Here is a 20356-nt window from a genome sequence, read left to right on the forward strand (position 1 = left end):
TCAGCCTCTTAGCTCATCAGCAGAGCGCCGATTTCACTGCCTCCGCCAATTAAAATGCCGCCAATGATGATGTAGCCGCACTGCGACAGGCTCTCGCCTTTCCACAGGGTCTTATAGCCAATCCAGATCACGGCCACGGTGATCGTGATAGCCGCCAGACCATGCAGCCCGCTGGATACCTTCTCCATGATGGTATTTGCCCGGCTAAAACCATCAGCGAACGCCGGACTGGCAGCAAAAACGCTCATGGCCGGAGCCAGAACATAAGCAGATGCACGGCTGATTAATTCCTTTACCTTACTGAAAAGTTTCATTTTTCTTCCTCTTTCGTTGTTACATCGCGATTTCCGCGCACAACCTGCGCGGGGTAATAGACGGTGGCCGCCTTTTTCTGGCGGAGTTGAGCCGGAACGCCGCGAACGATCGCCCCCGGCCACACCACGCGCGGGCGCGTCGGCGCGTCCACAGGCGTAGCTTTCAGGGTGGCCGCTGGGGTTGCGATATCATCGCGGGTGCCGGGAACGGCATAGCGGGTATCCGCCGGGGAGTAGCCAATCCGCTGTACATAGCTCGTCTTTGAAAAAGCGGGTTCCTGCTGTTGTCCGGTACTGAAATTGCCGGAGTAGTAGCAGCTCAACGCCCTTTTCAGGGTGCCGCCCCGCTGGTAGCAGTCGGTGATGATTTTTTCGTAGACGGAAAGATTGATGCAGGGATTGAAAAGGTCAGTAGCGGTGACGCCGTAACGCTTAAAATTGGTGCTGGTTATCTGCATCAGGCCAACAGAGTAGCGGCGACCTTTCGCCTCAATCTGATTGGTGATGCTGACTGCATCCTCCTTACTTTTTGGCATGTGAGTAATAAAGCCTTTATCGCCGGGTTTTCGTTCGGGCTTAGGCACGATCTCAGCGATGGCATAGGGGTTGTAACCGGACTCCACTCTTGCCACATCGAGGGATGTAGAAGGGTGAACGGTGGCGGCACACTGCATAGCCACCGCCAGAAAAGCAGTGGTGGAAAGCATGGCAACCTCAGAACAGAAAAATGGTGATCAGCCAGATGATGAACAGAACGAACAACCAGCCTGCGAACGCAAGCCAGGCATTGGTATTGTCTTGATTCATTGTGCTGTCTCCCTGTTTTAACTCACAGGAGCAGCCTGCGGCGCTGCGTCATCTTTAGGTTCGAGGAGTACCAGCTTGCCGGAAACGGAAATACCGGGCGTGATCATGATGTTCAGCCCCGGCTTGCCGTTGTGTGCGAAGGCCGCACCGACTTTCGTCCAGTACGTATTTTTTTCGCCGTTCTCGTCGGGCTGGGTTTCCTGCGTGACGTACACGTTATAGGTGGGTTTTCTCATTGCATTACTCCTTTTGTTTCTCTGCGAGTAGCTGCCGGAGCAGCTCGGTACGGGCTTGCTCACCAAATTCATCCATCAGGAACTGGAGAAAGGTGCTTGGCCGGATATTTGATTCAGACAGGTAGCTGATTTCACGGGCTTGCTTTGCTAACTCCTGATAGCGCTTTTGCCCGATGTAAATAACAGCCGTGCTTGATTTGCCTGGTACGCTTTTCGGCATGAGGTAAAAACTCCTATGAAAAAAGCACCGCAGCTTATGAAGCCTGCGGTGCAAGGGAGGTCAGATTGTGGTTAGTGGTATTGGTTCTGGAGTAGTTTTGAAAAGGCTACCTGGCGTTGGAGCGGAGACCTTATCAGAGAGAGTTCTTGAATTTTTGCCAGCAAGTCCGGGGCAATATTTCGACACTCGATAGCATCTTCATCAGGATTGAGCGCCATCAGACGGGCGCATTCAATCGCTGTTATCACTGATTTGGGGACGGTGCAGGGTGTTGAACCGAAGCTGACAAAACCATGCGCGCCCGGAATTGATGTGATAGTCGATGTATGCGTTATGTTGACGTCAAAGCAGAGGAAAAGATAATTAGGAAACAGCACCTTCTCTTCCTGACGTACCGCCCGGCAATCCTTACGTGGCGTTACTTTGATATAGCGGGGGCAAAACACCTCGACATCCAGTCCCTCGACTCTTCGGGTGATGCGTTCAACATCCTGATTGTTGCAGTATAAAACGTACCATTCATACATAAGATCCTCCCTAATGGGCACAAGCCCCCATTTTCCGCCGTCCTAAGTTGGCGGAACTTAGAGCGCGTACTCATAGCTTAACTGTATAAATTTACACCTGGTATTTTATACAGCCACTTCGGGGTGTCAACATCAAGAACTGCTAATGATAATAACATTAAATCATTCAAAATCAACCATCACTCAATATCACAACATTTGAGTGATTTGTGACTTGTAAGATGAGCCTTCCCAAAAGGGGGGGGTAAATATGGTGCCTAAGCGATTAAAAGAAGCCCGGAAAGCAGTAGGTCTATCTCAAGAAAAATTATCAGAATTGATTGGAATTGAAGGGGTTAGCACTCGTTCCCGTCTATCAAGTTATGAGATAGGTCGAACCGAGCCGCCCTTTAGCTTGGTGCAGAAGATTGCAGATGTTTTGGGATATCCAGAGTATTATTTTTATACAGTGAATGATGTCACTGCAAAAATATTGCTGGAAATGCACAAGAATGGAAAACAGCCAACAAACGGAAGCATTGCTGACGAGGCGCGAAAAATGGCGGAACAACTTGATGACGCACGAAAACTGGTCGCCCAGCTTACAGAATGCCTGAAACATCGCCCGTAACCCTGCCGCGCTTCGCTTGTCCAACCCCTGATTTCTACACAAAAAATTTGCGTAAAAATCAGGGGTTACGTGTTTTAAATAGATAGGGTAACGATGGGAGGATGATCTATATTTATAGTCTCAATGTTATTGAGATTCATACAACTTTATGATTTTTGGTAATAAAATAGAGTGGTTTTTTGCGGGATCTTTGGCGAGATAATTGATCCTAATGTAACGTCGTGGTAATTTACCGACGTTTACAGTATTCATGCGGGTGGGACGTTCCCGGTAATAGCGTCCAGGGATGGGGTGAAGCGAAAGCTCAACCCCTGAATGCAAAAACCCCCTGAAATCTGCTTCAACTTGGCGGGAGAGACAGAGATCAGGGGGTCCAAAAGCAGGCGCTGGCCTGTGAAGGATTATAGCAAATGCATAACCTAACACAACCCCTCAGACTCGCCATAAGTGCGGGCGGGTGTGACTGATAAGAGTCTCTCTCTCAAATCGTCCGTATCACCTACGGGCGTCGCAAAGCAAAGCCCCTGTTATAACGTTGCCTCGCGCAAGCGTCGCCGGTTCCTCAATCGGTGGATTAAGTCGCTGGCGACCGAAGCCGGGCGTATCAAAATCAAAAACGAACTTCGGCGCCGCATCCGGCACAACAAGTATTGGGTCAATGAAGCGAACAAGTTCGGGCTTGAGGCTCTTTGCGAGCTGATGTTGGCCATCCTTGACGATCTGGATTTAAGGGACTGGCAAACCATACATAACCTTGAAACGCTGGCCGAACGTGCCGGACTTGCGACGCGCAGTGATGCGGGTCACAAGTCTATTTCACGTGCCAGCCGGGGATGTGATCGCCTCTCCTGGCTCAATGCCATTATCTCAGAAAAAGCCCCCTTCAATCCTTATGATGCCCGTTGCGCCTGCAAGCACATCGAGGTTACAGAGGATTTCTTTGCCATTCTCGGCGTTCCGCTGAAACAGGTCTACCGGGAACGCGCCAGGCTACTTAAGGCCGACCCGAATGAAATCATATCCTCCGGGGATGTCCGGTTAATCGCTATCAAGGTTGAGAACTGGACGCGTAAAGCCGCTGCCGGGTTAGCCAGGATGAAAGCGAAGCGTGAAGTAGCTCGCCAGCGTAAACAGGAATACTACTCCCTAACCTTTGCCTGATCCCCGCCTACTACCGCTTTAGCTGGCGGGGATTCTGCACGTCTGCAATAAACCTCAGTACAAAAAACAGCCTTAACGTACAATAATTTCCGAAATCCAAATCATCCCTCCTATCGGAATGACGGATTTTTCGGCGGTTCCGGCGTAGCCCCCCACAACTGCTGTATAGCTTGTGGGTAAGTGATAATGAAGTGCAAACGATATGCCGCAATTACTCTTTTGGTTTATCTTTTAATTACTTACGTAATAAAAGATAAACCAAAAAAATATATATACCTTACTGTTATCCCCTTTAAAAAGTGGATAACCGAACAACATCGGCGCAAGCGCCTCAAAAGTAGCTCCCCACGCTAAAGCGCGGGGCATTTAGATCGGAATCGTGAGAGGGCTAACAGCTCGCCTGTTAGCCGTCGAGGGATTAGACAAATCCGGCCACGCCGGATGCGTCAGCAAATATCGCTGAACGATTTGCTAACACGCTCGTAAGCGGCTCTGACGACCCGCTAACGCGGAGATACGCCCCAACTGCGGCTTCGCCTTGTTGTGACCACTCCGACCGCGCACAGAAGCCTCTGAGCCGCTTTTAGTGGGTATGGCTTTACAGGGTGAAGGGATGGATAGGCGATCCCTTTCGATCCCTCATTGGTATCGGCGGCTAACCCTCAGTGCTACCCGTCATTTCATCCTGCCGCCTTACATGCGCTGACGCGCATAAATCCCCGTTCCTCAGTGGAACGAAAACTCACGCTAACAGGGTAGTAACCGGTAGCCGCGATAACTGCCAACAATATTAGCTTACAGGTTAATTTTGCCTTGCCTGAAATTAGCCTATAGGTTAATATTAATGGAAATGGGAGGTCATATGTTTAGCGTCGTTTATCACCCGGAAGCCAGGGAAGAAGCCACAGCATTACCCGTAAAAATCAGGGTGAAGTTTGACCGTCTCATCGGCAAACTGGAGTATGACGCCCGATTACTGCGGGAGCCGGATACGAAGCCCCTGGGCGATGGACTGTTTGAGATCCGCACGATGGGGACGGACATAGCCAGGGGCATCTGGGTATACCACAAAGGCAATACCATCATCATGCTCCGGGTTTTCATCAAGAAGTCACAGAAAACGCCAGCGAAAGAAATCGATCTCGCCAAAAAGCGGTTAGCGGAGGTACTTAATGAAACTGGTAAGTCATAAAGAACTGCATAACGAGTGGATGCAGGACGATGAATATCGCGCTGCATGGCAGGAAGAAGAACGCAAGGAGAAGCTCAGAGAGCTACTTGCGGAATGGCGTAAACATGACAACCTGACAAAAGCGCAGGTTGCTGAACGCATGGGGGTTACACCTCCGGTTATTTCCCGCCTGGAAAACAACATCACCAAAGCCAGCATCGACACACTGACCCGCTACGCTCACGCCTGCGGCATCAAAAAACCTGTCATTGCCCTGTACTGAACAACCAGCCCTCCGGGGCTGGCCTTTTTGTTTCGGTCAGCCCCAAAATTTTTGTTAAAGCAAGTTTAAAATGTCACCTATTTCGCCAAAGTTGAAATGTCACTTCTAAGCCAATCTTTTTATACATAATCTTTACATCTTCACCCGGTGACACGGTGCTAATTGGCCTGTAATGTTCAATGTGTGGCATGCAAGCCGCCGGTGACTTAGGCATAAGTTGCTGATGGGTCGAAAAGAATCTCCGAGACTGCCTTGTGGGCAAACTTGTCATTGGCAGGGCCGATGGTGAGGGTTGAAGTTCGTTCTGGAAAGCTCGAAACGTGGGAACAATACCGGTTACGTAAACCACGAACTGTCCAAGGTCAGGGCAGTCTAAATACACCAGAGATTAAATATCTGGGCGCCCAGATCATATCAGAGCTAAAGCGATGAATATTGATCTGAACATTGAGATAAAAGTGGATGCAGCTCGAGTAATTTGGTCCATTACCGGCCTGGTTACTTGCATTGCGAAGTGCCTCGGCTATCTCTAAAAAAATCCTGGGTGGCCATATGACTGCCCAGGTACCCAATTTTTGCTTTCTTACTCATTTCCGAATCGCCCCTTAGTCTCGAATATTATAAGTTTTGAGACCTTTTAAAGTGCGTGCTTACATGAGTATCAAAAATCGTGTTTTATGCTTTATGATACTACGCAGTATCAGTATCGATTTGTGAGACCAATATGGCATTACTGGGATATGCAAGGGTATCAACGAGCCATCAGAAACTGACGGCGCAGATCATGGAGCTGAAATCTTCAGGCGTCAGAGATGACCGGATTTTTACTGACATGATGTCGGGCGCCACGGACGAACGTGAAGGGTTACAACGGCTGCTTGCCCGTGCCGAAAAAGATGACATTATCATGTGTACCAAAATGGACCGGCTTGGCCGCAACACAGCGGATATGATCCACATTGTTGATGCCTGCTATAAAAAGGGAATAGCCATCCGGTTTCTGGAGAATGGACTGAGTACTGAAGGCACGATGGGTAAAATGGTCATTCAGATCCTTGCTGCCGTTGCTGAAGCTGAGCGGGAGCGGATCCTGGAGCGCACAAACGAAGGCCGGGTCATCGCCATGGCGGCAGGCGTCAGGTTTGGACGGAAACCTCATCACAAATCGGCCGCCGCACTGGAGCTTATCCGGCACGAAACGCCCATTAAACTGGTGATGGAGAAAACCGGCATATCCAGGGCCACCTATTTCAGGTTAAAAAAACTGGGCCCAGGCAGTTAACCCGACGCAGGCAGCGATTTTTTCCTGTGCCGGAAAGGGTTTCGCGGTTGATGCTGATGATCCCCTGCTTAAAAACAGAGTTAACATTGCCCACAATATTGCTGGTTTTGATGAGCCGTTAAAGGAGTTTTATGAATGGATGGATGTATCTGGTGATTGCCGGCATAGCCGAAGTCTTTTATGCCGCGTCAATGCTCCGGACTGAGGGATTTACCCGGATCTACCCCAGTATTTTTTGCCTGACATTTATCGGTGTGAGCATGTACTTTTTGTCCCTGGCAACACGGACTATTCCTGTAGGAACCGCTTATGCGGTCTGGGTCGGGATTGGTGCTTTAGGGACAGCAGCGTACGGAATAATTTACTTAAATGAAGATAAGGGCCTGTTACGCATTGCCTGTTTCGGACTGATTCTGGCGGGTATCATTGGCCTGAAAATTCTGGCAGGACACAAGCAGCTGTAGGTTCTCATCCATAAACAGAACTCCGGGGGCATTCTGATTTTAGACATCAGCATGCCTCTCCCTTTCCCCTTTTTGAAATGGGACATTACCCGCTACATTAATAACAGGCGAGAGAACCGACATAACCGGGGGCGGCCAGGAAAAGTTGCCATGATTGACAAAAAGACTGCTTTTTGTTTGTACCTGCATGATTAACGGTGCGAATTTTTTCGGCAAACTATAAATGCGGGCACCAGTGTGATGATAAGCACCTGAATAAATGCCGACGGTAATGAAGGTGGCCCTGTTGATTAATAAGTTTGCAGGGAAATAAAAATCCCCGTCATCACGGGGATTTTCCGGACCCGAATGCGTTACCGGGAAGGATGCGAAGGAGAAAAGCGCAGTATCAGCATACCCGCCAGTGCTGCCAGTACAGAGCCGGCAAGTACCCCCACCTTGACCTCGTCCACCAACAGGGGGCTTTCTGCAAACGCCAGGTTGCCGATAAACAGGCTCATGGTAAACCCTATTCCGCACAGGACCGATACGCCGTAAACCTGCAGCCAGGTACTTTTTTCAGGCCGTTTTGCCAGGCCCAGGCTGACGGCCAGCAGCGACAGGCCGAAAATGCCCGCCTGCTTGCCAACAAACAGGCCCAGCGCAACGCCGACCGGTACCGGCGACATCAGGTCATCAGCCGTCATACCGGAGAGCGCGACCCCCGCATTTGCGAAGCCAAACAGCGGCAGTATCAGAAACGTCACCCACGGATTGATGCCGTGCTCCAGCCGGGCAAGAGGGGATTGTTTATCCGGATCGGTTACCCGCAGCGGGATAAAGAGCGCCAGCAGGATACCCGCGATGGTGGCGTGCACCCCGGACTGAAGCATGAAAAACCACAGCACGCCCCCCGCCAGCAGATAGGGAAACAGCCGGGTAATCCCGGCACGGTTCATGATAAACAGCAGAGCAACCGTGACCGCCGCACCGGCCAGCATCAGAAACGAAATATTACTGGTATAGAAGAGCGCAATAATAGCCACTGCGCCCATGTCGTCCAGAATAGCCAGCGCCGACAGGAAAATTTTCAGCGAGGCAGGTACGCGACTGCCCAGCAGTGCCAGTACCCCGAGCGCAAAGGCAATGTCCGTGGCGGCAGGAATTGCCCAGCCAGCGAGGGTTTCATCGCTGCCCGCATTAAACCATACGTAAATGGCCGCAGGCACGGCCATCCCGCCCAGCGCGGCAAATCCCGGCAGCGCGCGCTGGCCCCAGGTGGCAAGCTGACCGGTGAGAAGCTCGCGCTTGATTTCCAGGCCGACCATCATGAAGAACACGGCCATCAGGGCGTCGTTTATCCAGTGCTCAACGGAGAGGCCGGCGGCGTTGTATTTCAGGAATACCTCATATCCCTCCCTGAGCGGAGAGTTAGCCACGATGATAGCGGCTGCTGAGGCGATGATGAGCACGATGCCGCCGGCTGCGGGCGAGCTGAAAAATGCAGATGGCACTTCTGACATCCTCTTTTTATTTCTGTCTGGGATTTCTGACACACTCCCTCCCTTTATTCAAAAAAAACAGGCCTTCCCCTGATATACAACCGCTGGTTATCAGAGGATAAGCCGGCTGAGCTACGCTGAAGATATAAAAAATACGATAATTAATTGCTGATAAATTAACGAATTAGCGTGACGTTAATTTTATCATAACGTCCGGCCCGCTTCAGGCGGAAGAGGTAAAGCCCTGTAAAGCTGCCGCAGGCAGGGGCATTTTTATCCGTCATCAGCCACACGCTCACAGCAGCCATGTGACGACAAAAAAACCCAGGGCAGTCATCAGAATGGAGCCGGTTACGTGTACCAGCAGTGAAGTAAACGCCCAGAAATAATTACCGGACTGCAGCTGTGAGAATATTTCCAGGGAAAACGTGGAAAACGTGGTCAGCCCACCGCACAGCCCGGTGATAACAAGTAATCGCCAGGCCGGATCCAGGTCAGGATGGCGCATGAACCAGGCCAGCGACGCACCAATGATAAATCCGCCCGCAAGGTTCACTACCAGCGTGCCCGGTGGCAGGTCAGGAAACAGGCTGTTCAGGCGTGCGCCAAGCAGCCAGCGGATCAGGCAGCCAGCGGATCCACCAATGATAATGGCCAGATAAGATTTCACGGGGTTTACCTCTGTGTCAGAGGGAGTATGCAGGCTGATGATACGGGGCGGCCTGACATACTCCCGGTTAAAGGGGAGTAATATCAGGCGTCATCAGCTTCTCAGGGGAAGCGGTTGGGTAAGGTGGAACGCCATCACCTCGCCGCAATTCTGGCCCGGTCACGGGCGTTAATCAAGCGGCTATCCACTGTTTTTGTGCGACTCCCCCTGCGGCGGGCATGAGGAGCCCGTTTTCAGGCTTGACCTGAAGAGCATTAAAAATTATCGTTTCGGCAGCATTTTATATCTGACTGTGAGTCATGCACATTACGCCACCCTGAGTTTCTCTTCGCCCGTCCTTTATCAGAGAGCCTGCCGCGACAGCCAGTCCGCGCCGGGTACCGTTCTCTCATATCCGTTACGGGACTGCCACCTTTCACGGTGAACCCGCGTGTACCTGCTTCAGGGACGCAGGCGCCGTGTCCGCAGCAGCCGGTACGGACACGTCGTGATTAATCGGCGGGCTGCAGCCCGCCTTCAGGGATATTCATGCGTCAGCTTTTTCGGTTTATGTTTCATCACGCCTCTCACCTTACGTTCGGTGCGATGCTGATGGCCATGTCCAGCTTTGGACAGACCTATTTTGTCTCACTTTACGGGCAGGATTTTCGTGAGGCCTTTGGGCTCACCGACGGCGGACTGGGCGGCCTGTACGCAATCGGAACGGTGATGAGCGCCATCACGCTGACCTGGGCCGGACGGCTGATTGACTACACCACGACCCGCCGCTTCACGCTGGCGGTCACCCTTTTGCTGCTCACGGCCTGCCTGCTGGTTTCCGGCGCACAGGCGGCGTGGATGCTGTGCATCGGGTTTTACTTTCTGCGCCTCGGCGGCCAGGGACTGATGGTGCATACTGCGCTGACCGCAACGGCGCGCCAGTTCCCCCTTGATGCAGGCAAGGCGCTCGGCGCCATCGCGCTGGGGCTCTCGCTGGCGCAGGCCGTTTTTCCTGTGATTGCGGTGCAGATAAGCGCGCTGACGGGATGGCGCGCTGCCTGGGGCATCAATGCCGGAATGCTTGTTGCCGGCGTGGGGGTCGCGCTGATGTTTTTGCCCCGCGGGAAAGAGAAGCCGCTGCGTACGTTCAGAAAGCGGGGTGAGGAGAAAGAAAAAGAGGCGCCGGTATGGCGAAACCGCAACCTGCTGCTGGCGCTGCCTGTCGTGCTGGCCTCCCCCTTTATCACCACCGGCTTCTTCTTCCACCAGGCGAGGCTGGCACAGGAGAAAGGCTGGGAGCTGTCGTGGGTGGCGGTATGGTTTATTGCCTATGCCATTACCCAGGCGGTATCGCTGCTGTCGTTTGGCCCGCTGATTGACCGGCTCTCACCACGCAGGCTGCTGCCGTGGTTTCTGATGCCACAGGCCCTGGCCATGCTGGCGCTATGGCTCAGCAACGGTCAGTGGGTGACGCCTTTTTACCTGATTATGACCGGCGTATCGTCGGCCATTGCCTCAACGCTTGCCACCGCGCTCTGGGTACAGCTGTTTGGTCCGGCGCAGCTGGCCAGGGTGCGCTCGGCGGTTGAGGCAGGGACGGTGATTGCCAGCGGGGCATCCCCGGTAATCATGGGCGTGCTGATAGATAACCATGTCACCCTGCATCTTCAGGCCCTGTTCTGCCTGGTCTACATTCTTGGCGCCAGCCTGCTGGCCACCGGTATCAGGACGGATGCGCCGCAATAACGCGCCTTTACCTTCATACCCGTCATCCTCTTTCCCCTGTGAAGGCGGGCCTGATATCAGGCCCGCCTGTTTCATCGCAGCATCAGCAGGGGCTGACGGCTTTCAGACAGCATTTCCGTGGTGTGGCTGCCAATAAAGAATCGCCGTAACCGGGAGTGCCCGCAGGCCCCCATTACCGTGAGGTCGATATCATGGGCGTCCGCGTAGCGGCACAGCGCCCCGGTTACGGACTCGTCTTCCAGCAGGCGTGTCTCGGTCGTGATACCGGCTTCCTGAAGAACAGCCTGCGCATCCTGCAGGGCTGACATGTCACCGTTGACCATCACGATATGACAGCTCAGGCCGTGCAGCAGCGGGCTGACCGTCAGGCGCGTCAGGTTTTTACGGCTCTCACTGCTGCCGTCGTACGCAAACATCACCCGCGCCGGCGGCGTAAACGTCTCCGGCACAATCAGCACCGGGTTTTTCTGCAGGCGAATGACGCTTTCCAGATGGCTGCCTACCTGATTCTGCGTCCCGCGGCGCCCCAGCACCATCAGCCGGACTTCGCCCAGCTCCGCCAGGATTTCGTCCAGTGCGCCGTGCTTTTGCAGCAGCTGTGCGTCCGGCTGTCCGGTCTGCTTCAGGAGCTCCGCACAGCCGGCCAGCACGGCCTTGCCCTGCGCCATCAGCAGCCGGCTGCGCTCACCCTCGACGCGGACCAGCGCTTCGGTCAGCTGCTCCCGGCTGTCAATACCAATGCTCCCGGTCAGGTCAGACACGGCGGGAGTCTCACTCTTTTCGAGCACGTGCAGCAGCGCCAGCGGCGCGCCAAGTTTACCGGCTGCCCAGGCAGCATACTCACAGACCGGCCGGGTTGACGGCGAGCCGTCAACGCAGGCAATAACGGTGTTATTCATGATGCTTTCTCCAGTAAATTAATGGCCACCCATCAGCTTTTCCACTTCTTCAGGCTTGTCATGCACTCCGAAGCGGTCAACGAGGGTGCGGGTCGCGTCATTCATACCCTTGATCTCCACTTCCGTGCCTTCGCGACGGAACTTGATAACCACCCGGTCCAGCGCGCTCACGGAGGTGATATCCCAGAAGTGGGCGTGCGTTACGTCAATCACCACGCGCTCCACCGCTTCACGGAAGTCGAAGTGGCTCATAAAGCGATCGGATGAGGCAAAGAATACCTGGCCGGCTACGGTATAGGTGCGGGTGTCGTCCTTCAGCTCAGAGGAGACCGCCATAAAGCGGGCGACCTTGGTGGCGAAGTTCAGCGAGGCAATCAGCACGCCGGTGAGCACGCCAAACGCCAGGTTATCGGTCGCCACCACCACCACCACGGTGGCCAGCATCACCACGCTGGTTGACAGCGGATGGCTGCGCAGGTTGCTGATGGAGCGCCAGGAGAAGGTGCCGATGGAGACCATGATCATCACCGCCACCAGAGCCGCCATGGGTATCCGGGACACCCAGTCGCGCAGGAACACCACCATCAGCAGCAGCACCACGCCGGCGGTGAGCGTGGAAAGCCGCCCGCGCCCGCCCGATTTGACGTTGATCACCGACTGGCCAATCATCGCGCAGCCCGCCATGCCGCCGATAAAGGAGGTGCAGATGTTGGCCACGCCCTGCGCCTTGCACTCGCGGTTTTTATCGCTCGGCGTGTCGGTCATGTCGTCCACGATGGTGGCGGTCATCATCGACTCCAGCAGCCCCACCACGGCAAGTCCTGCCGAGTACGGCAGAATAATCATCAGCGTGTCGAGGTTAAGCGGGATATCCGGGATCAGAAACACCGGCAGGCTGTCCGGCAGTTTGCCCATGTCACCCACGGTGCGCACGTCCAGGTGCAGCCACATGGAAATGGCGGTCAGCACGATGATGCAGACCAGCGGCGAGGGAATGGTTTTGTTCAGATACGGGAAGAGATAAATGATGCCCAGGCCCGCAGCGGTCAGGGCATAAACGTGCCAGGTGACGTTGGTCAGCTCCGGCAGCTGCGCCATAAATATCAGGATGGCCAGCGCGTTCACGAAACCGGTGACCACCGAGCGGGAGACGTAGCGCATCAGGCTGCCCAGCTTCAGGTAGCCGGCCGCCAGCTGCAGTACGCCGGTCAGCGCCGAGGCCGCCAGCAGATACTGCAGGCCGTGGTCTTTTACAAGCGTGATCAGCAGCAGCGCCATCGCACCGGTGGCGGACGATATCATTGCCGGACGGCCGCCGAGGAAGGCCATAACCAGGGGAATACAGAACGCAGAGTAGAGCCCGACCTGCGGGTCGACTCCGGCGATGATGGAAAAGGCGATCGCTTCGGGAATAAGCGCGAGCGCGACCACAATACCGGCAAGGACGTCACCACGGACGTTACCCAGCCAGTCCTTACGCGTCGAGGACAGCAGCATAGTCATTTCTCAGTTTTTGATTACGGTCAGCCCGTGAGGGCAAAAATTTTACGTACGAAAAAGCACATCCGCAGACGGGATGTTTTTGAGTGCGCGCCGAAGTTTATTCAGTGCGACAGAGGAGGGGTACGACTCAGGGTGGCGTAAGACGCATGGTGGTGTTTATCACTCCTTCACGGCTGACAGAGCAGCGCGGGTAATCAGAAAGACCGGATGAACAGACGTTCAGTACCGGCCACAAATGCCCGCCGGGCAGATGAACCACGGCAAAAAGCGCTTTTTACTCTACACGAATTGTTAACGGGGTCAACGCGCAGGGCAAAAACGCTGTTCATGGAATGCCGGTCAGGCGCATCCGGACGGAAAGTCCTTCTGCATGCTCAGGCTCGTCCGGCGTTCGCACATACATATGATTAAGTGAATATAAATTTGACGGAGAAAGTTTCACAGGTACACTCAGGTCAGTCACAATAAGGAGTCACCATGCCACCCGTGTCCCCCCTGCAGCTTTTTAAAAGCCTTTCCGACGAAACCCGACTCAGCCTCGTGCTGCTGCTACGCGAAAAAGGGGAGCTCTGCGTCTGTGAACTTACGTCCGTGCTGAAAGAAACTCAGCCCAAAATCTCACGGCATCTGGCTCTGCTGAGAGAAAACGGGCTGCTTACCGACCGGCGGGACGGAAAATGGATCCACTATCGTCTGTCGCCTCATATGCCGGCGTGGGCAGCGGCGGTTATCGAACAGGCTTATCTCTGCCAGCGGGATGATATCCGCCAGCTCAGCCGGCAGGCTGAACGCGATAACGCCACCACCAACGGCAAGCCTGTCTGCATTTAAAAATTTACCGGTATATATCTGGATTATCGAATATATTACGCATCGAAAATTTATCAGTCCGGTTTAACAGGCATTTGTATTCAATAGGAGCGGGTATGTTTCTGGCAGGTGCGATTTTCATCCTGACGCTGGTACTGGTCATCTGGCAGCCGAAGGGGCTGAGCATTGGCTGGAGTGCCGTCATCGGTGCGGCGCTGGCGCTGCTGACCGGCGTGGTGCACATCGGTGATATTCCGGTGGTCTGGCAGATTGTCTGGAACGCCACGGGCACGTTCATTGCGGTCATCATTATCAGCCTGCTGCTCGATGAGTCCGGCTTTTTTGAGTGGGCCGCGCTGCACGTTTCCCGCTGGGGAGGCGGCAGGGGCCGGCTGCTGTTCACGTATATCGTTCTGCTGGGTGCCGCAGTGGCGGCGCTGTTTGCCAATGACGGAGCCGCGCTAATTCTGACGCCGATCGTTATTGCCATGCTGCTGGCGCTGGGATTCACTCCCGGCTCCACGCTGGCGTTTGTGATGGCAGCGGGCTTTATCGCTGACACCTCCAGCCTGCCGCTCATCGTATCGAACCTGGTGAACATCGTAACGGCTGACTTCTTTACGCTGGGCTTCAGCGAGTACGCATCCGTCATGGTGCCGGTGAACATTGCCTCCATTGCGGCCACGCTGGTGATGCTTCATCTCTTTTTCCGCAGGGACATCCCGGTCACCTATGACCTGGCGAAGCTGAAGGCACCGCGGGAAGCCATCCGGGATGCACGAACCTTTAAGGCTGGCTGGGTGGTTTTGGTTCTTCTGCTGGTTGGCTTTTTTGCTCTGGAGCCGCTCGGCGTGCCGGTCAGCCTGGTGGCGGCGGTGGCGGCGTTTATTCTCTGGCTGGTTGCCCGCAAAGGACACGTGATTGACGCCGGCAGGGTGCTGAAAGGCGCGCCCTGGCAGATCGTTATCTTTTCGCTGGGCATGTATCTGGTGGTATACGGACTGCGTAACGCCGGACTGACTGATTACCTTTCCGCCGCCCTGAACCGGTTTGCAGAGCACGGCGTATGGGGCGCAACGCTCGGCACCGGCTTCCTGACGGCGGCACTCTCGTCCGTCATGAACAACATGCCCACCGTGCTGGTTGGCGCGTTGTCGATTGACGGTAGTAGCGCACAGGGCGTGGTGAAGCAGGCGATGATTTACGCCAACGTCATCGGCTGTGACCTCGGCCCGAAAATAACCCCTATCGGCAGCCTCGCAACCCTGCTGTGGCTGCACGTGCTGGCACAGAAAAACATCACCATCAGCTGGGGCTATTACTTCCGCGTGGGCATCGTGATGACCCTGCCGGTGCTTTTTGTCACGCTGGCCGCGCTGGCCCTGCGCCTGTCTGTTTAACTTTAACCCCGGGGCTGCGCCCGTGCAGCCCCTTTACGGAGTACCGCTTATGACTGACATTACCATTTACCACAACCCGGCCTGCGGGACATCCCGCAATACCCTGGCGCTTATCCGTAACAGCGGCGCCGAACCCACGGTTATTCTGTATCTGGAAACGCCGCCGTCACGCGATGAGCTGAAGAAGCTGATTGCGGATATGGGCATCGGCGTGCGCGACCTGCTGCGCAAAAATACCGAACCGTACGAACAGCTCGGCCTGGCAGAAGACCGCTTCAGCAATGACGAACTGCTCGATGCCATGCTGGCTCATCCGATCCTCATTAATCGCCCGGTGGTAGTGACACCGCTCGGCACGAAGCTGTGCCGTCCCTCCGAAGTGGTTCTGGACATACTGCCGGACCCGCAGCAGGGCGCGTTTACCAAAGAGGACGGCGAAGCCGTCATTGATGAGCACGGGAACCGCGTCAGCCACTGATTTTTTACCAGGCTGCGGGCATAACAGTGTGGAAAAAGCCGGCATCTGCCGGCTTTTTTATATGCTGCGCTGGTTGACCCGCTCAGAAAGCTGCGCGGCACTCTCTTTCCTTTCGCTGTAGCGGTCGGTGAGATAATCACTGCGACCGCGCGTCAGCAGGGTGAACTTCATCAGTTCCTCCATGACGTCCACTATGCGGTCATAATACGAAGAAGGCTTCATGCGGCCATCCTCATCAAACTCGGCCCAGGCTTTTGCCACGGATGACTGATTCGGGATGGTGATCATCCGCATCCAGCGTCCAAGAATACGCATCTGATTTACAGCGTTGAACGACTGTGAGCCGCCGCTGACCTGCATGACGGCCAGGGTTTTTCCCTGTGACGGGCGGACCGCGCCTGACGTCAGCGGTATCCAGTCAATCTGGGCCTTCATGATGCCGGTCATGGCCCCGTGACGCTCCGGAGAGCACCAGACCATGCCTTCCGACCAGAGAACCAGCTCCCGCAGCTCAGCCACTTTCGGGTGCGTCTCCGGCGCATCATCGGGCAGTGGCAGGCCGGACGGGTTGAAAATTTTCACCTCCGCGCCCATGGCCGTCAGCAGCCGGGCACCTTCTTCCGTTGTCAGCCGGCTGTAAGAGCGCGCCCGCAGCGAGCCGTAGAGCATCAGGATGCGGGGCGGATGCGTTATCTCTCTGGCCTTCAGCTTATCTTCCGTCAGCGGCGCGTCCAGGAGGGCCGGATCGATATTTTTCAGGGCATCAGTCAGGTTGTTCACAATGGGGTCTCTTCGGGAGTCTTTGCGGGTGACAGACTGCAGCTGCCGCCTGCGCAGCATTCTTCTGTCAGAAAGGCCATCAATTGCTCAAGCTGCGCATAGCAGGGCCTGCAGAACAGGGTACGACTCTGCCGTTCCTGGCTTATGAGTCCAGCGGATATCAGCGCTGAAAGATGATGGCTGAGCGTGGAGGCAGGAATCTCAAGGTGCTTCTGCAGTTCGCCAACCGGCAGGCCTTCATGACCCGCCCTGACCAGCTCCCGGTATATGCTGAGACGTGTCGGGTGGCCCAGTTCTCGAAGTGCGTTTGCAGCAGTGTTTAAATCCATAATACCTCCTTTATCTATATTTCCAGAATAATAGAAATATAGCCTGCGTCAATCGTTTCTGCCGTGAGGGTACCGCTTTCCCAATCATGCTCTGTCCGCCAGGTTATGGGGGGCAGAGCCAGAGCACTACCGAAATCCTTGCGAATACCCGTGCAGGGAATAATTTCCGCCCCCTTTATGGCCGGAAAAAAAACTGATAAACGTCGCCTTTTCAGAAGGTTGCTTTCTTAACGTGGTTTTTCGCATGGTTGGACCTCAGACCCCTAAAATGCCAACGGCTTACCATGTTTATCAATATATTCACGGGTAGCAATCATGTAGTCAAAAGCTGATTCGGTTTCACCGAAACGAAGATGCATTATGCGGCCGGTGGCATCATCGACAAACACCAGAAGACAGCATTTAGGAGCGCGTCCTTCAAACCAGTCGTGAGGTGAGCCATCTATCTGTACTAACTCACCAAGGCAGTCACGGCGATAACGGGGCTGATATACACGTGGTTTACGGCGTGAGTATGGAACCCACAATCCGTCAGCAATCATCTAGTTACGCAACGTTTCGACGGATACTGAAATATCGTGTCGTTCACTGAGTTTTTCTGCGGCGAGAGTTGGTCCAAAATCACTGTATTTTTCGCGCAACAGCGCCAGAACCCGCAATTTAAGCGATTCTGGAATCCGGTGATTACCTGGTTGGCCACGGCGAAGGCTGGCTAATCCTGAAACGCCAGACTCACGATAACGATTCATCAGGCGCTGAACCTGTCGTTCGGTGAGGTTAAGTTGATGGGCTGCATCACGGCGACGCATGCGTTTATCGATAACTGCCTGAATAACGTTGATTCGGTTTAGCTCTTTATCTGACATGGTCACAAGCATCCTGATGTCTCCACGGCAACAAGGTTCAATCCTTTATGCCAGAAAAAGTGACATCTCTAAATGGGTAGAAAGTGACATTAGAATATGGGAGCTACAAATTTGGTTCGCCAAATGCCTTTTATGTTAAATAGAAGTGTTTCTATACAAAAAGAGTCATCTCAAGCCACTAACTATCTGAAAATGCGTTTTTTATATTTTTTATGTGCAGTTTAGCTATAAAAAATGCATGTAATTTTTTTGTTAAATTTAAATATCTGTGTAACATTTTTAACATTTTATTTTTTTAGATCTTTTTTTCATTACCTCGATAAAACTCAACTTTTCAGAAAAGCGCTTTCCCTGAATTAGGCATGTATCAAATCTCATTCCCCGTCATCAAGGGAGTTTATATAATCGGCTATGATATCCCCATGACATGCATATGGCTTGCAATGACACGCAATAACCTTTCCCTTAAGAGATGATGCATTTTTATCAATATTATCAAAGGGTTTTAAAAATTCTTTATCAAAATCATATTTGAATTTTCTTATTACTTCATCCCTATCCCCATCTACGCCTATTTGATAAGGATTTCCCCATATCGTACCTCTGCCTATATATACATCAAATTTATCACCTCTGTCTTTATTGACAACCAGCGTCAGATTTAAAAGTACAACTTTTACTTTTGCATTCTCAGGTAATTTAAAATCACCAATATCTTGACGTTTGTCTCTAAAAATAATTGCATATTCAGCATCTTCGGCAGAATTCACCTCACGAATTCGAAATTGCTTATCTTCAGAAATTTTTCTGATAAATCCTCTAGGGTCAGAGATGAAAATTATCTCTGATATGCTTATTTTTTTAGTCAAAAAGTCCAATTTCCTTTTAAATTTACTAAAGCAATTGAACTCTTTACTATATTCTAAAAAAAGTACACTCATAGTATATGATTGATATCAGTTTTTTGGTTTGACCATTGTTGTTTTAAATACTCTGCCAAAAGTCTTCTATGGCAATTATGTGGCTTATCTTCGCTGCAAAGAAGGCATCCATTATCCACATCAACACTAGATAACTTCGATGATATAAGTCTTTGTTCCATAAGATTTAAATATTCATATGAGTACTGTTCCCAAGTGATGTTTTTATTTTTATAATCATCTAGAATTTTCTTTGTTGGGGCTAACTCTGATCTGTATACATAATCTATGTTACATATCTTTCTTAAGAAGAACTCAAGATCTTTTGCCTTTGCAAAACCGGAAAGCTGGGAATTGTTATTCAATCTTGTATCTATTACTCGGATGACGCCATTTTTCTTTAATGCGTTAAAGAAATGCTCAGCTGTCTTTTTTGTAAAACCTATTGTATGTATGTTTACATGTTCCATCTAAAATACTCCAGCTACTACTTTATATAAGTTTCCATTCAGTGGTTCGGCTAGACTGATAGTAAGATAGGAGACTCCATCAAGTTCTTCCTCTTCGCCATCATTCAACCTGTTGTTTTCATCTCTGAAATAGTTCTGTATTCCCATATCTGTAGTCGTTAGCAAGTATTCATTAGAGTTATAGGTGAACCTTATTCTCAGTTTATCAGTACCATACTCATTCTGCATCTGTACTATCACCGTATCATCAGGCTTGATCAGGTAGAGTGAATTATTTACCACACTCTGTCCAATAATGATTTTGTCATTTACACCGTAGTTACTGCTTGTTCCTGTCCCCCATAGAGTTGCAGGCGTATCCACATAATCATCTAAATCATTAGCAGCACAATGCCCATTAACAGTAAAAGTCACGTTTTCATCAATGATGTGGTTCTCTGTTTGGTGTCCTTGAGGGGCATGGTTAATGGTTGTTGCTTGGAAAAAATCTAGGGGTTGGATGGCATTTCCATGATGGAATATAGCGTTATTAATAGGATTTGCTGTAATTGTTCTTACCCATTGATTATTATCATTTTTTCCTGCAATGCAAAATCCTCCATTTTTCCAAGATTTAGCAAGACAAAGTAGTTGATGAATTGTTCTCATTTTCTTCCCTTACATTTTTCCATTAGAAGTCGCTAGGCAGAACCTTAATCATTGCTACATATATCAGATCTATCTTACTTTTCAATCCATATGTAACAAAGTTTTACATGGATTCTGATTGGCTTGTTATCAGTGGCCTCCATGCACACATCAAGGGGGGGGGGTATTATTATATTTTTATATAAAAATATTTACTGATGGTGAGGTCTGGATTAGACTTACAGTATTACCTATTTTTATAGGAAAATATTTATATAGGGGATGATATGACTGCTGTTATCGCACTGGCTAACGGGAAAGGC

The 20356-nt window shown here is 52.1% G+C and carries 24 protein-coding genes, 1 pseudogene and 1 riboswitch; of the genes and pseudogenes, 10 read left to right on the top strand and 15 right to left on the bottom strand.

Annotated features, from left to right (window positions below):
- Positions 1–8: 8 nt before the first annotated feature.
- The 5 genes from SGR01S_RS22690 to SGR01S_RS22710 all read right to left on the bottom strand — a co-directional run bounded on the left by SGR01S_RS22690 (position 9) and on the right by SGR01S_RS22710 (position 2104).
- Complete coding sequence (locus SGR01S_RS22690) at positions 9–314, bottom strand: TrbC/VirB2 family protein (protein ID WP_012457109.1); 306 nt, start codon at positions 312–314, stop codon at positions 9–11.
- Entirely contained in the window at positions 311–1021 is a 711-nt protein-coding gene (locus SGR01S_RS22695) for a lytic transglycosylase domain-containing protein (RefSeq protein ID WP_004178175.1), read from the bottom strand. Before SGR01S_RS22695 ends, SGR01S_RS22690 begins: the two co-directional genes overlap by 4 nt.
- Before the next feature lie 117 nt (positions 1022–1138).
- A complete protein-coding gene (locus tag SGR01S_RS22700) occupies positions 1139–1357 on the bottom strand; it encodes a hypothetical protein (RefSeq protein WP_004178172.1) in 219 nt (72 codons plus the stop codon).
- A gap of 4 nt (positions 1358–1361) precedes the next feature.
- Complete coding sequence (locus SGR01S_RS22705; RefSeq protein WP_004178170.1) at positions 1362–1577, bottom strand: hypothetical protein; 216 nt, start codon at positions 1575–1577, stop codon at positions 1362–1364.
- Positions 1578–1648: 71 nt separating this feature from the next.
- On the bottom strand, positions 1649–2104 hold the full coding sequence (locus SGR01S_RS22710) for a transcription termination/antitermination NusG family protein (RefSeq protein WP_009309974.1): 456 nt from the start codon (positions 2102–2104) through the stop codon (positions 1649–1651).
- Between the two features lie 250 nt (positions 2105–2354).
- On the opposite strand from SGR01S_RS22710, the gene SGR01S_RS22715 reads away from it, so the two are divergent.
- The 6 genes from SGR01S_RS22715 (at position 2355) to SGR01S_RS22740 (ending at position 7075) form a co-directional block, all read left to right on the top strand.
- Positions 2355–2714 carry a helix-turn-helix domain-containing protein gene (locus SGR01S_RS22715; protein ID WP_034950652.1) on the top strand — a complete coding sequence of 120 codons (360 nt, stop codon included), beginning with the start codon at positions 2355–2357 and terminating at the stop codon, positions 2712–2714.
- Positions 2715–3173: 459 nt separating this feature from the next.
- Positions 3174–3875: a RepA family replication protein gene (locus SGR01S_RS22720; RefSeq protein ID WP_255212247.1), complete on the top strand. Its 702-nt coding sequence runs from the start codon at positions 3174–3176 to the stop codon at positions 3873–3875.
- Positions 3876–4737: 862 nt separating this feature from the next.
- Positions 4738–5067: a type II toxin-antitoxin system RelE/ParE family toxin gene (locus SGR01S_RS22725; RefSeq protein ID WP_032442682.1), complete on the top strand. Its 330-nt coding sequence runs from the start codon at positions 4738–4740 to the stop codon at positions 5065–5067.
- Complete coding sequence (locus SGR01S_RS22730; protein ID WP_000780222.1) at positions 5048–5329, top strand: helix-turn-helix domain-containing protein; 282 nt, start codon at positions 5048–5050, stop codon at positions 5327–5329. The genes SGR01S_RS22725 and SGR01S_RS22730 overlap by 20 nt, the downstream gene beginning before the upstream one ends.
- 724 nt (positions 5330–6053) lie before the next feature.
- Entirely contained in the window at positions 6054–6611 is a 558-nt protein-coding gene (locus SGR01S_RS22735; RefSeq protein ID WP_004118540.1) for a recombinase family protein, read from the top strand.
- A gap of 131 nt (positions 6612–6742) precedes the next feature.
- Positions 6743–7075 carry a DMT family transporter gene (locus SGR01S_RS22740; protein WP_004118538.1) on the top strand — a complete coding sequence of 111 codons (333 nt, stop codon included), beginning with the start codon at positions 6743–6745 and terminating at the stop codon, positions 7073–7075.
- A 353-nt stretch (positions 7076–7428) separates the two neighbouring features.
- Here SGR01S_RS22740 and nhaA read toward each other — a convergent pair whose 3' ends face one another.
- Both nhaA and crcB read right to left on the bottom strand, forming a co-directional pair.
- Positions 7429–8577 carry a Na+/H+ antiporter NhaA gene (gene nhaA, locus SGR01S_RS22745; protein ID WP_011977829.1) on the bottom strand — a complete coding sequence of 383 codons (1149 nt, stop codon included), beginning with the start codon at positions 8575–8577 and terminating at the stop codon, positions 7429–7431.
- A gap of 274 nt (positions 8578–8851) precedes the next feature.
- Positions 8852–9226: a fluoride efflux transporter CrcB gene (crcB, locus tag SGR01S_RS22750; protein ID WP_004118534.1), complete on the bottom strand. Its 375-nt coding sequence runs from the start codon at positions 9224–9226 to the stop codon at positions 8852–8854.
- A gap of 77 nt (positions 9227–9303) precedes the next feature.
- Positions 9304–9374: riboswitch (Fluoride riboswitch) on the bottom strand.
- A gap of 380 nt (positions 9375–9754) precedes the next feature.
- Here crcB and SGR01S_RS22755 point away from each other — a divergent pair.
- Positions 9755–10951 (top strand): MFS transporter, encoded by a 1197-nt coding sequence (locus SGR01S_RS22755; protein ID WP_001549953.1) that lies wholly within the window; start codon positions 9755–9757, stop codon positions 10949–10951.
- Positions 10952–11022: 71 nt separating this feature from the next.
- On the opposite strand, the gene SGR01S_RS22760 is transcribed toward SGR01S_RS22755, so the two are convergent.
- Together SGR01S_RS22760 and SGR01S_RS22765 are read right to left on the bottom strand one after the other, a co-directional pair.
- Positions 11023–11850 (bottom strand): universal stress protein, encoded by an 828-nt coding sequence (locus SGR01S_RS22760; protein ID WP_004118529.1) that lies wholly within the window; start codon positions 11848–11850, stop codon positions 11023–11025.
- An 18-nt stretch (positions 11851–11868) separates the two neighbouring features.
- Positions 11869–13347 carry a SulP family inorganic anion transporter gene (locus SGR01S_RS22765; RefSeq protein WP_001549885.1) on the bottom strand — a complete coding sequence of 493 codons (1479 nt, stop codon included), beginning with the start codon at positions 13345–13347 and terminating at the stop codon, positions 11869–11871.
- Between the two features lie 483 nt (positions 13348–13830).
- On the opposite strand from SGR01S_RS22765, the gene SGR01S_RS22770 reads away from it, so the two are divergent.
- The 3 genes from SGR01S_RS22770 to arsC all read left to right on the top strand — a co-directional run bounded on the left by SGR01S_RS22770 (position 13831) and on the right by arsC (position 16041).
- Positions 13831–14184 (top strand): metalloregulator ArsR/SmtB family transcription factor, encoded by a 354-nt coding sequence (locus SGR01S_RS22770; RefSeq protein WP_001549886.1) that lies wholly within the window; start codon positions 13831–13833, stop codon positions 14182–14184.
- Positions 14185–14279: 95 nt separating this feature from the next.
- A complete protein-coding gene (locus tag SGR01S_RS22775) occupies positions 14280–15563 on the top strand; it encodes an arsenic transporter (protein ID WP_001549887.1) in 1284 nt (427 codons plus the stop codon).
- A 49-nt stretch (positions 15564–15612) separates the two neighbouring features.
- Positions 15613–16041: a glutaredoxin-dependent arsenate reductase gene (arsC, locus tag SGR01S_RS22780; RefSeq protein ID WP_001549888.1), complete on the top strand. Its 429-nt coding sequence runs from the start codon at positions 15613–15615 to the stop codon at positions 16039–16041.
- A 57-nt stretch (positions 16042–16098) separates the two neighbouring features.
- On the opposite strand, the gene arsH is transcribed toward arsC, so the two are convergent.
- The 6 genes and pseudogenes from arsH to SGR01S_RS22810 form a co-directional block, all read right to left on the bottom strand.
- A complete protein-coding gene (gene arsH, locus SGR01S_RS22785) occupies positions 16099–16812 on the bottom strand; it encodes an arsenical resistance protein ArsH (RefSeq protein WP_025801347.1) in 714 nt (237 codons plus the stop codon).
- Positions 16813–16817: 5 nt separating this feature from the next.
- Positions 16818–17150 carry an ArsR/SmtB family transcription factor gene (locus SGR01S_RS22790; RefSeq protein WP_001549890.1) on the bottom strand — a complete coding sequence of 111 codons (333 nt, stop codon included), beginning with the start codon at positions 17148–17150 and terminating at the stop codon, positions 16818–16820.
- 269 nt (positions 17151–17419) lie between these two features.
- A pseudogene (locus SGR01S_RS24090) lies at positions 17420–18016 on the bottom strand (ISNCY family transposase); the annotation flags it as partial.
- Between the two features lie 374 nt (positions 18017–18390).
- Positions 18391–18957, bottom strand: coding sequence for a DUF4326 domain-containing protein (locus SGR01S_RS23990; RefSeq protein ID WP_065189914.1), 567 nt, complete (start codon positions 18955–18957; stop codon positions 18391–18393).
- Positions 18954–19406 carry a DUF488 domain-containing protein gene (locus tag SGR01S_RS22805; RefSeq protein ID WP_045895885.1) on the bottom strand — a complete coding sequence of 151 codons (453 nt, stop codon included), beginning with the start codon at positions 19404–19406 and terminating at the stop codon, positions 18954–18956. The genes SGR01S_RS23990 and SGR01S_RS22805 overlap by 4 nt, the downstream gene beginning before the upstream one ends.
- Positions 19407–20054: a dual OB domain-containing protein gene (locus tag SGR01S_RS22810; protein ID WP_061549663.1), complete on the bottom strand. Its 648-nt coding sequence runs from the start codon at positions 20052–20054 to the stop codon at positions 19407–19409. It abuts the gene before it with no gap.
- Positions 20055–20356: the final 302 nt, after the last annotated feature.

This window comes from Serratia grimesii NBRC 13537, assembly GCF_001590905.1.
Taxonomy (GTDB): domain Bacteria; phylum Pseudomonadota; class Gammaproteobacteria; order Enterobacterales; family Enterobacteriaceae; genus Serratia; species Serratia grimesii.

Excerpts from the sequence above, each read along its gene's own strand:
- SGR01S_RS22690 (WP_012457109.1), bottom strand. The coding sequence starts at position 314 with ATGAAACTTTTCAGTAAGGTAAAGGAATTAATCAGCCGTGCATCTGCT.
- SGR01S_RS22695 (WP_004178175.1), bottom strand. The coding sequence starts at position 1,021 with ATGCTTTCCACCACTGCTTTTCTGGCGGTGGCTATGCAGTGTGCCGCC.
- SGR01S_RS22700 (WP_004178172.1), bottom strand. The coding sequence starts at position 1,357 with ATGAGAAAACCCACCTATAACGTGTACGTCACGCAGGAAACCCAGCCC.
- SGR01S_RS22705 (WP_004178170.1), bottom strand. The coding sequence starts at position 1,577 with ATGCCGAAAAGCGTACCAGGCAAATCAAGCACGGCTGTTATTTACATC.
- SGR01S_RS22710 (WP_009309974.1), bottom strand. The coding sequence starts at position 2,104 with ATGTATGAATGGTACGTTTTATACTGCAACAATCAGGATGTTGAACGC.
- SGR01S_RS22715 (WP_034950652.1), top strand. The coding sequence starts at position 2,355 with ATGGTGCCTAAGCGATTAAAAGAAGCCCGGAAAGCAGTAGGTCTATCT.
- SGR01S_RS22725 (WP_032442682.1), top strand. The coding sequence starts at position 4,738 with ATGTTTAGCGTCGTTTATCACCCGGAAGCCAGGGAAGAAGCCACAGCA.
- SGR01S_RS22730 (WP_000780222.1), top strand. The coding sequence starts at position 5,048 with ATGAAACTGGTAAGTCATAAAGAACTGCATAACGAGTGGATGCAGGAC.
- SGR01S_RS22735 (WP_004118540.1), top strand. The coding sequence starts at position 6,054 with ATGGCATTACTGGGATATGCAAGGGTATCAACGAGCCATCAGAAACTG.
- SGR01S_RS22740 (WP_004118538.1), top strand. The coding sequence starts at position 6,743 with ATGAATGGATGGATGTATCTGGTGATTGCCGGCATAGCCGAAGTCTTT.
- nhaA (WP_011977829.1), bottom strand. The coding sequence starts at position 8,577 with ATGTCAGAAGTGCCATCTGCATTTTTCAGCTCGCCCGCAGCCGGCGGC.
- SGR01S_RS22755 (WP_001549953.1), top strand. The coding sequence starts at position 9,755 with ATGCGTCAGCTTTTTCGGTTTATGTTTCATCACGCCTCTCACCTTACG.
- SGR01S_RS22760 (WP_004118529.1), bottom strand. The coding sequence starts at position 11,850 with ATGAATAACACCGTTATTGCCTGCGTTGACGGCTCGCCGTCAACCCGG.
- SGR01S_RS22765 (WP_001549885.1), bottom strand. The coding sequence starts at position 13,347 with ATGCTGCTGTCCTCGACGCGTAAGGACTGGCTGGGTAACGTCCGTGGT.
- SGR01S_RS22770 (WP_001549886.1), top strand. The coding sequence starts at position 13,831 with ATGCCACCCGTGTCCCCCCTGCAGCTTTTTAAAAGCCTTTCCGACGAA.
- SGR01S_RS22775 (WP_001549887.1), top strand. The coding sequence starts at position 14,280 with ATGTTTCTGGCAGGTGCGATTTTCATCCTGACGCTGGTACTGGTCATC.
- arsC (WP_001549888.1), top strand. The coding sequence starts at position 15,613 with ATGACTGACATTACCATTTACCACAACCCGGCCTGCGGGACATCCCGC.
- SGR01S_RS22790 (WP_001549890.1), bottom strand. The coding sequence starts at position 17,150 with ATGGATTTAAACACTGCTGCAAACGCACTTCGAGAACTGGGCCACCCG.
- SGR01S_RS23990 (WP_065189914.1), bottom strand. The coding sequence starts at position 18,957 with ATGAGTGTACTTTTTTTAGAATATAGTAAAGAGTTCAATTGCTTTAGT.
- SGR01S_RS22805 (WP_045895885.1), bottom strand. The coding sequence starts at position 19,406 with ATGGAACATGTAAACATACATACAATAGGTTTTACAAAAAAGACAGCT.
- SGR01S_RS22810 (WP_061549663.1), bottom strand. The coding sequence starts at position 20,054 with ATGAGAACAATTCATCAACTACTTTGTCTTGCTAAATCTTGGAAAAAT.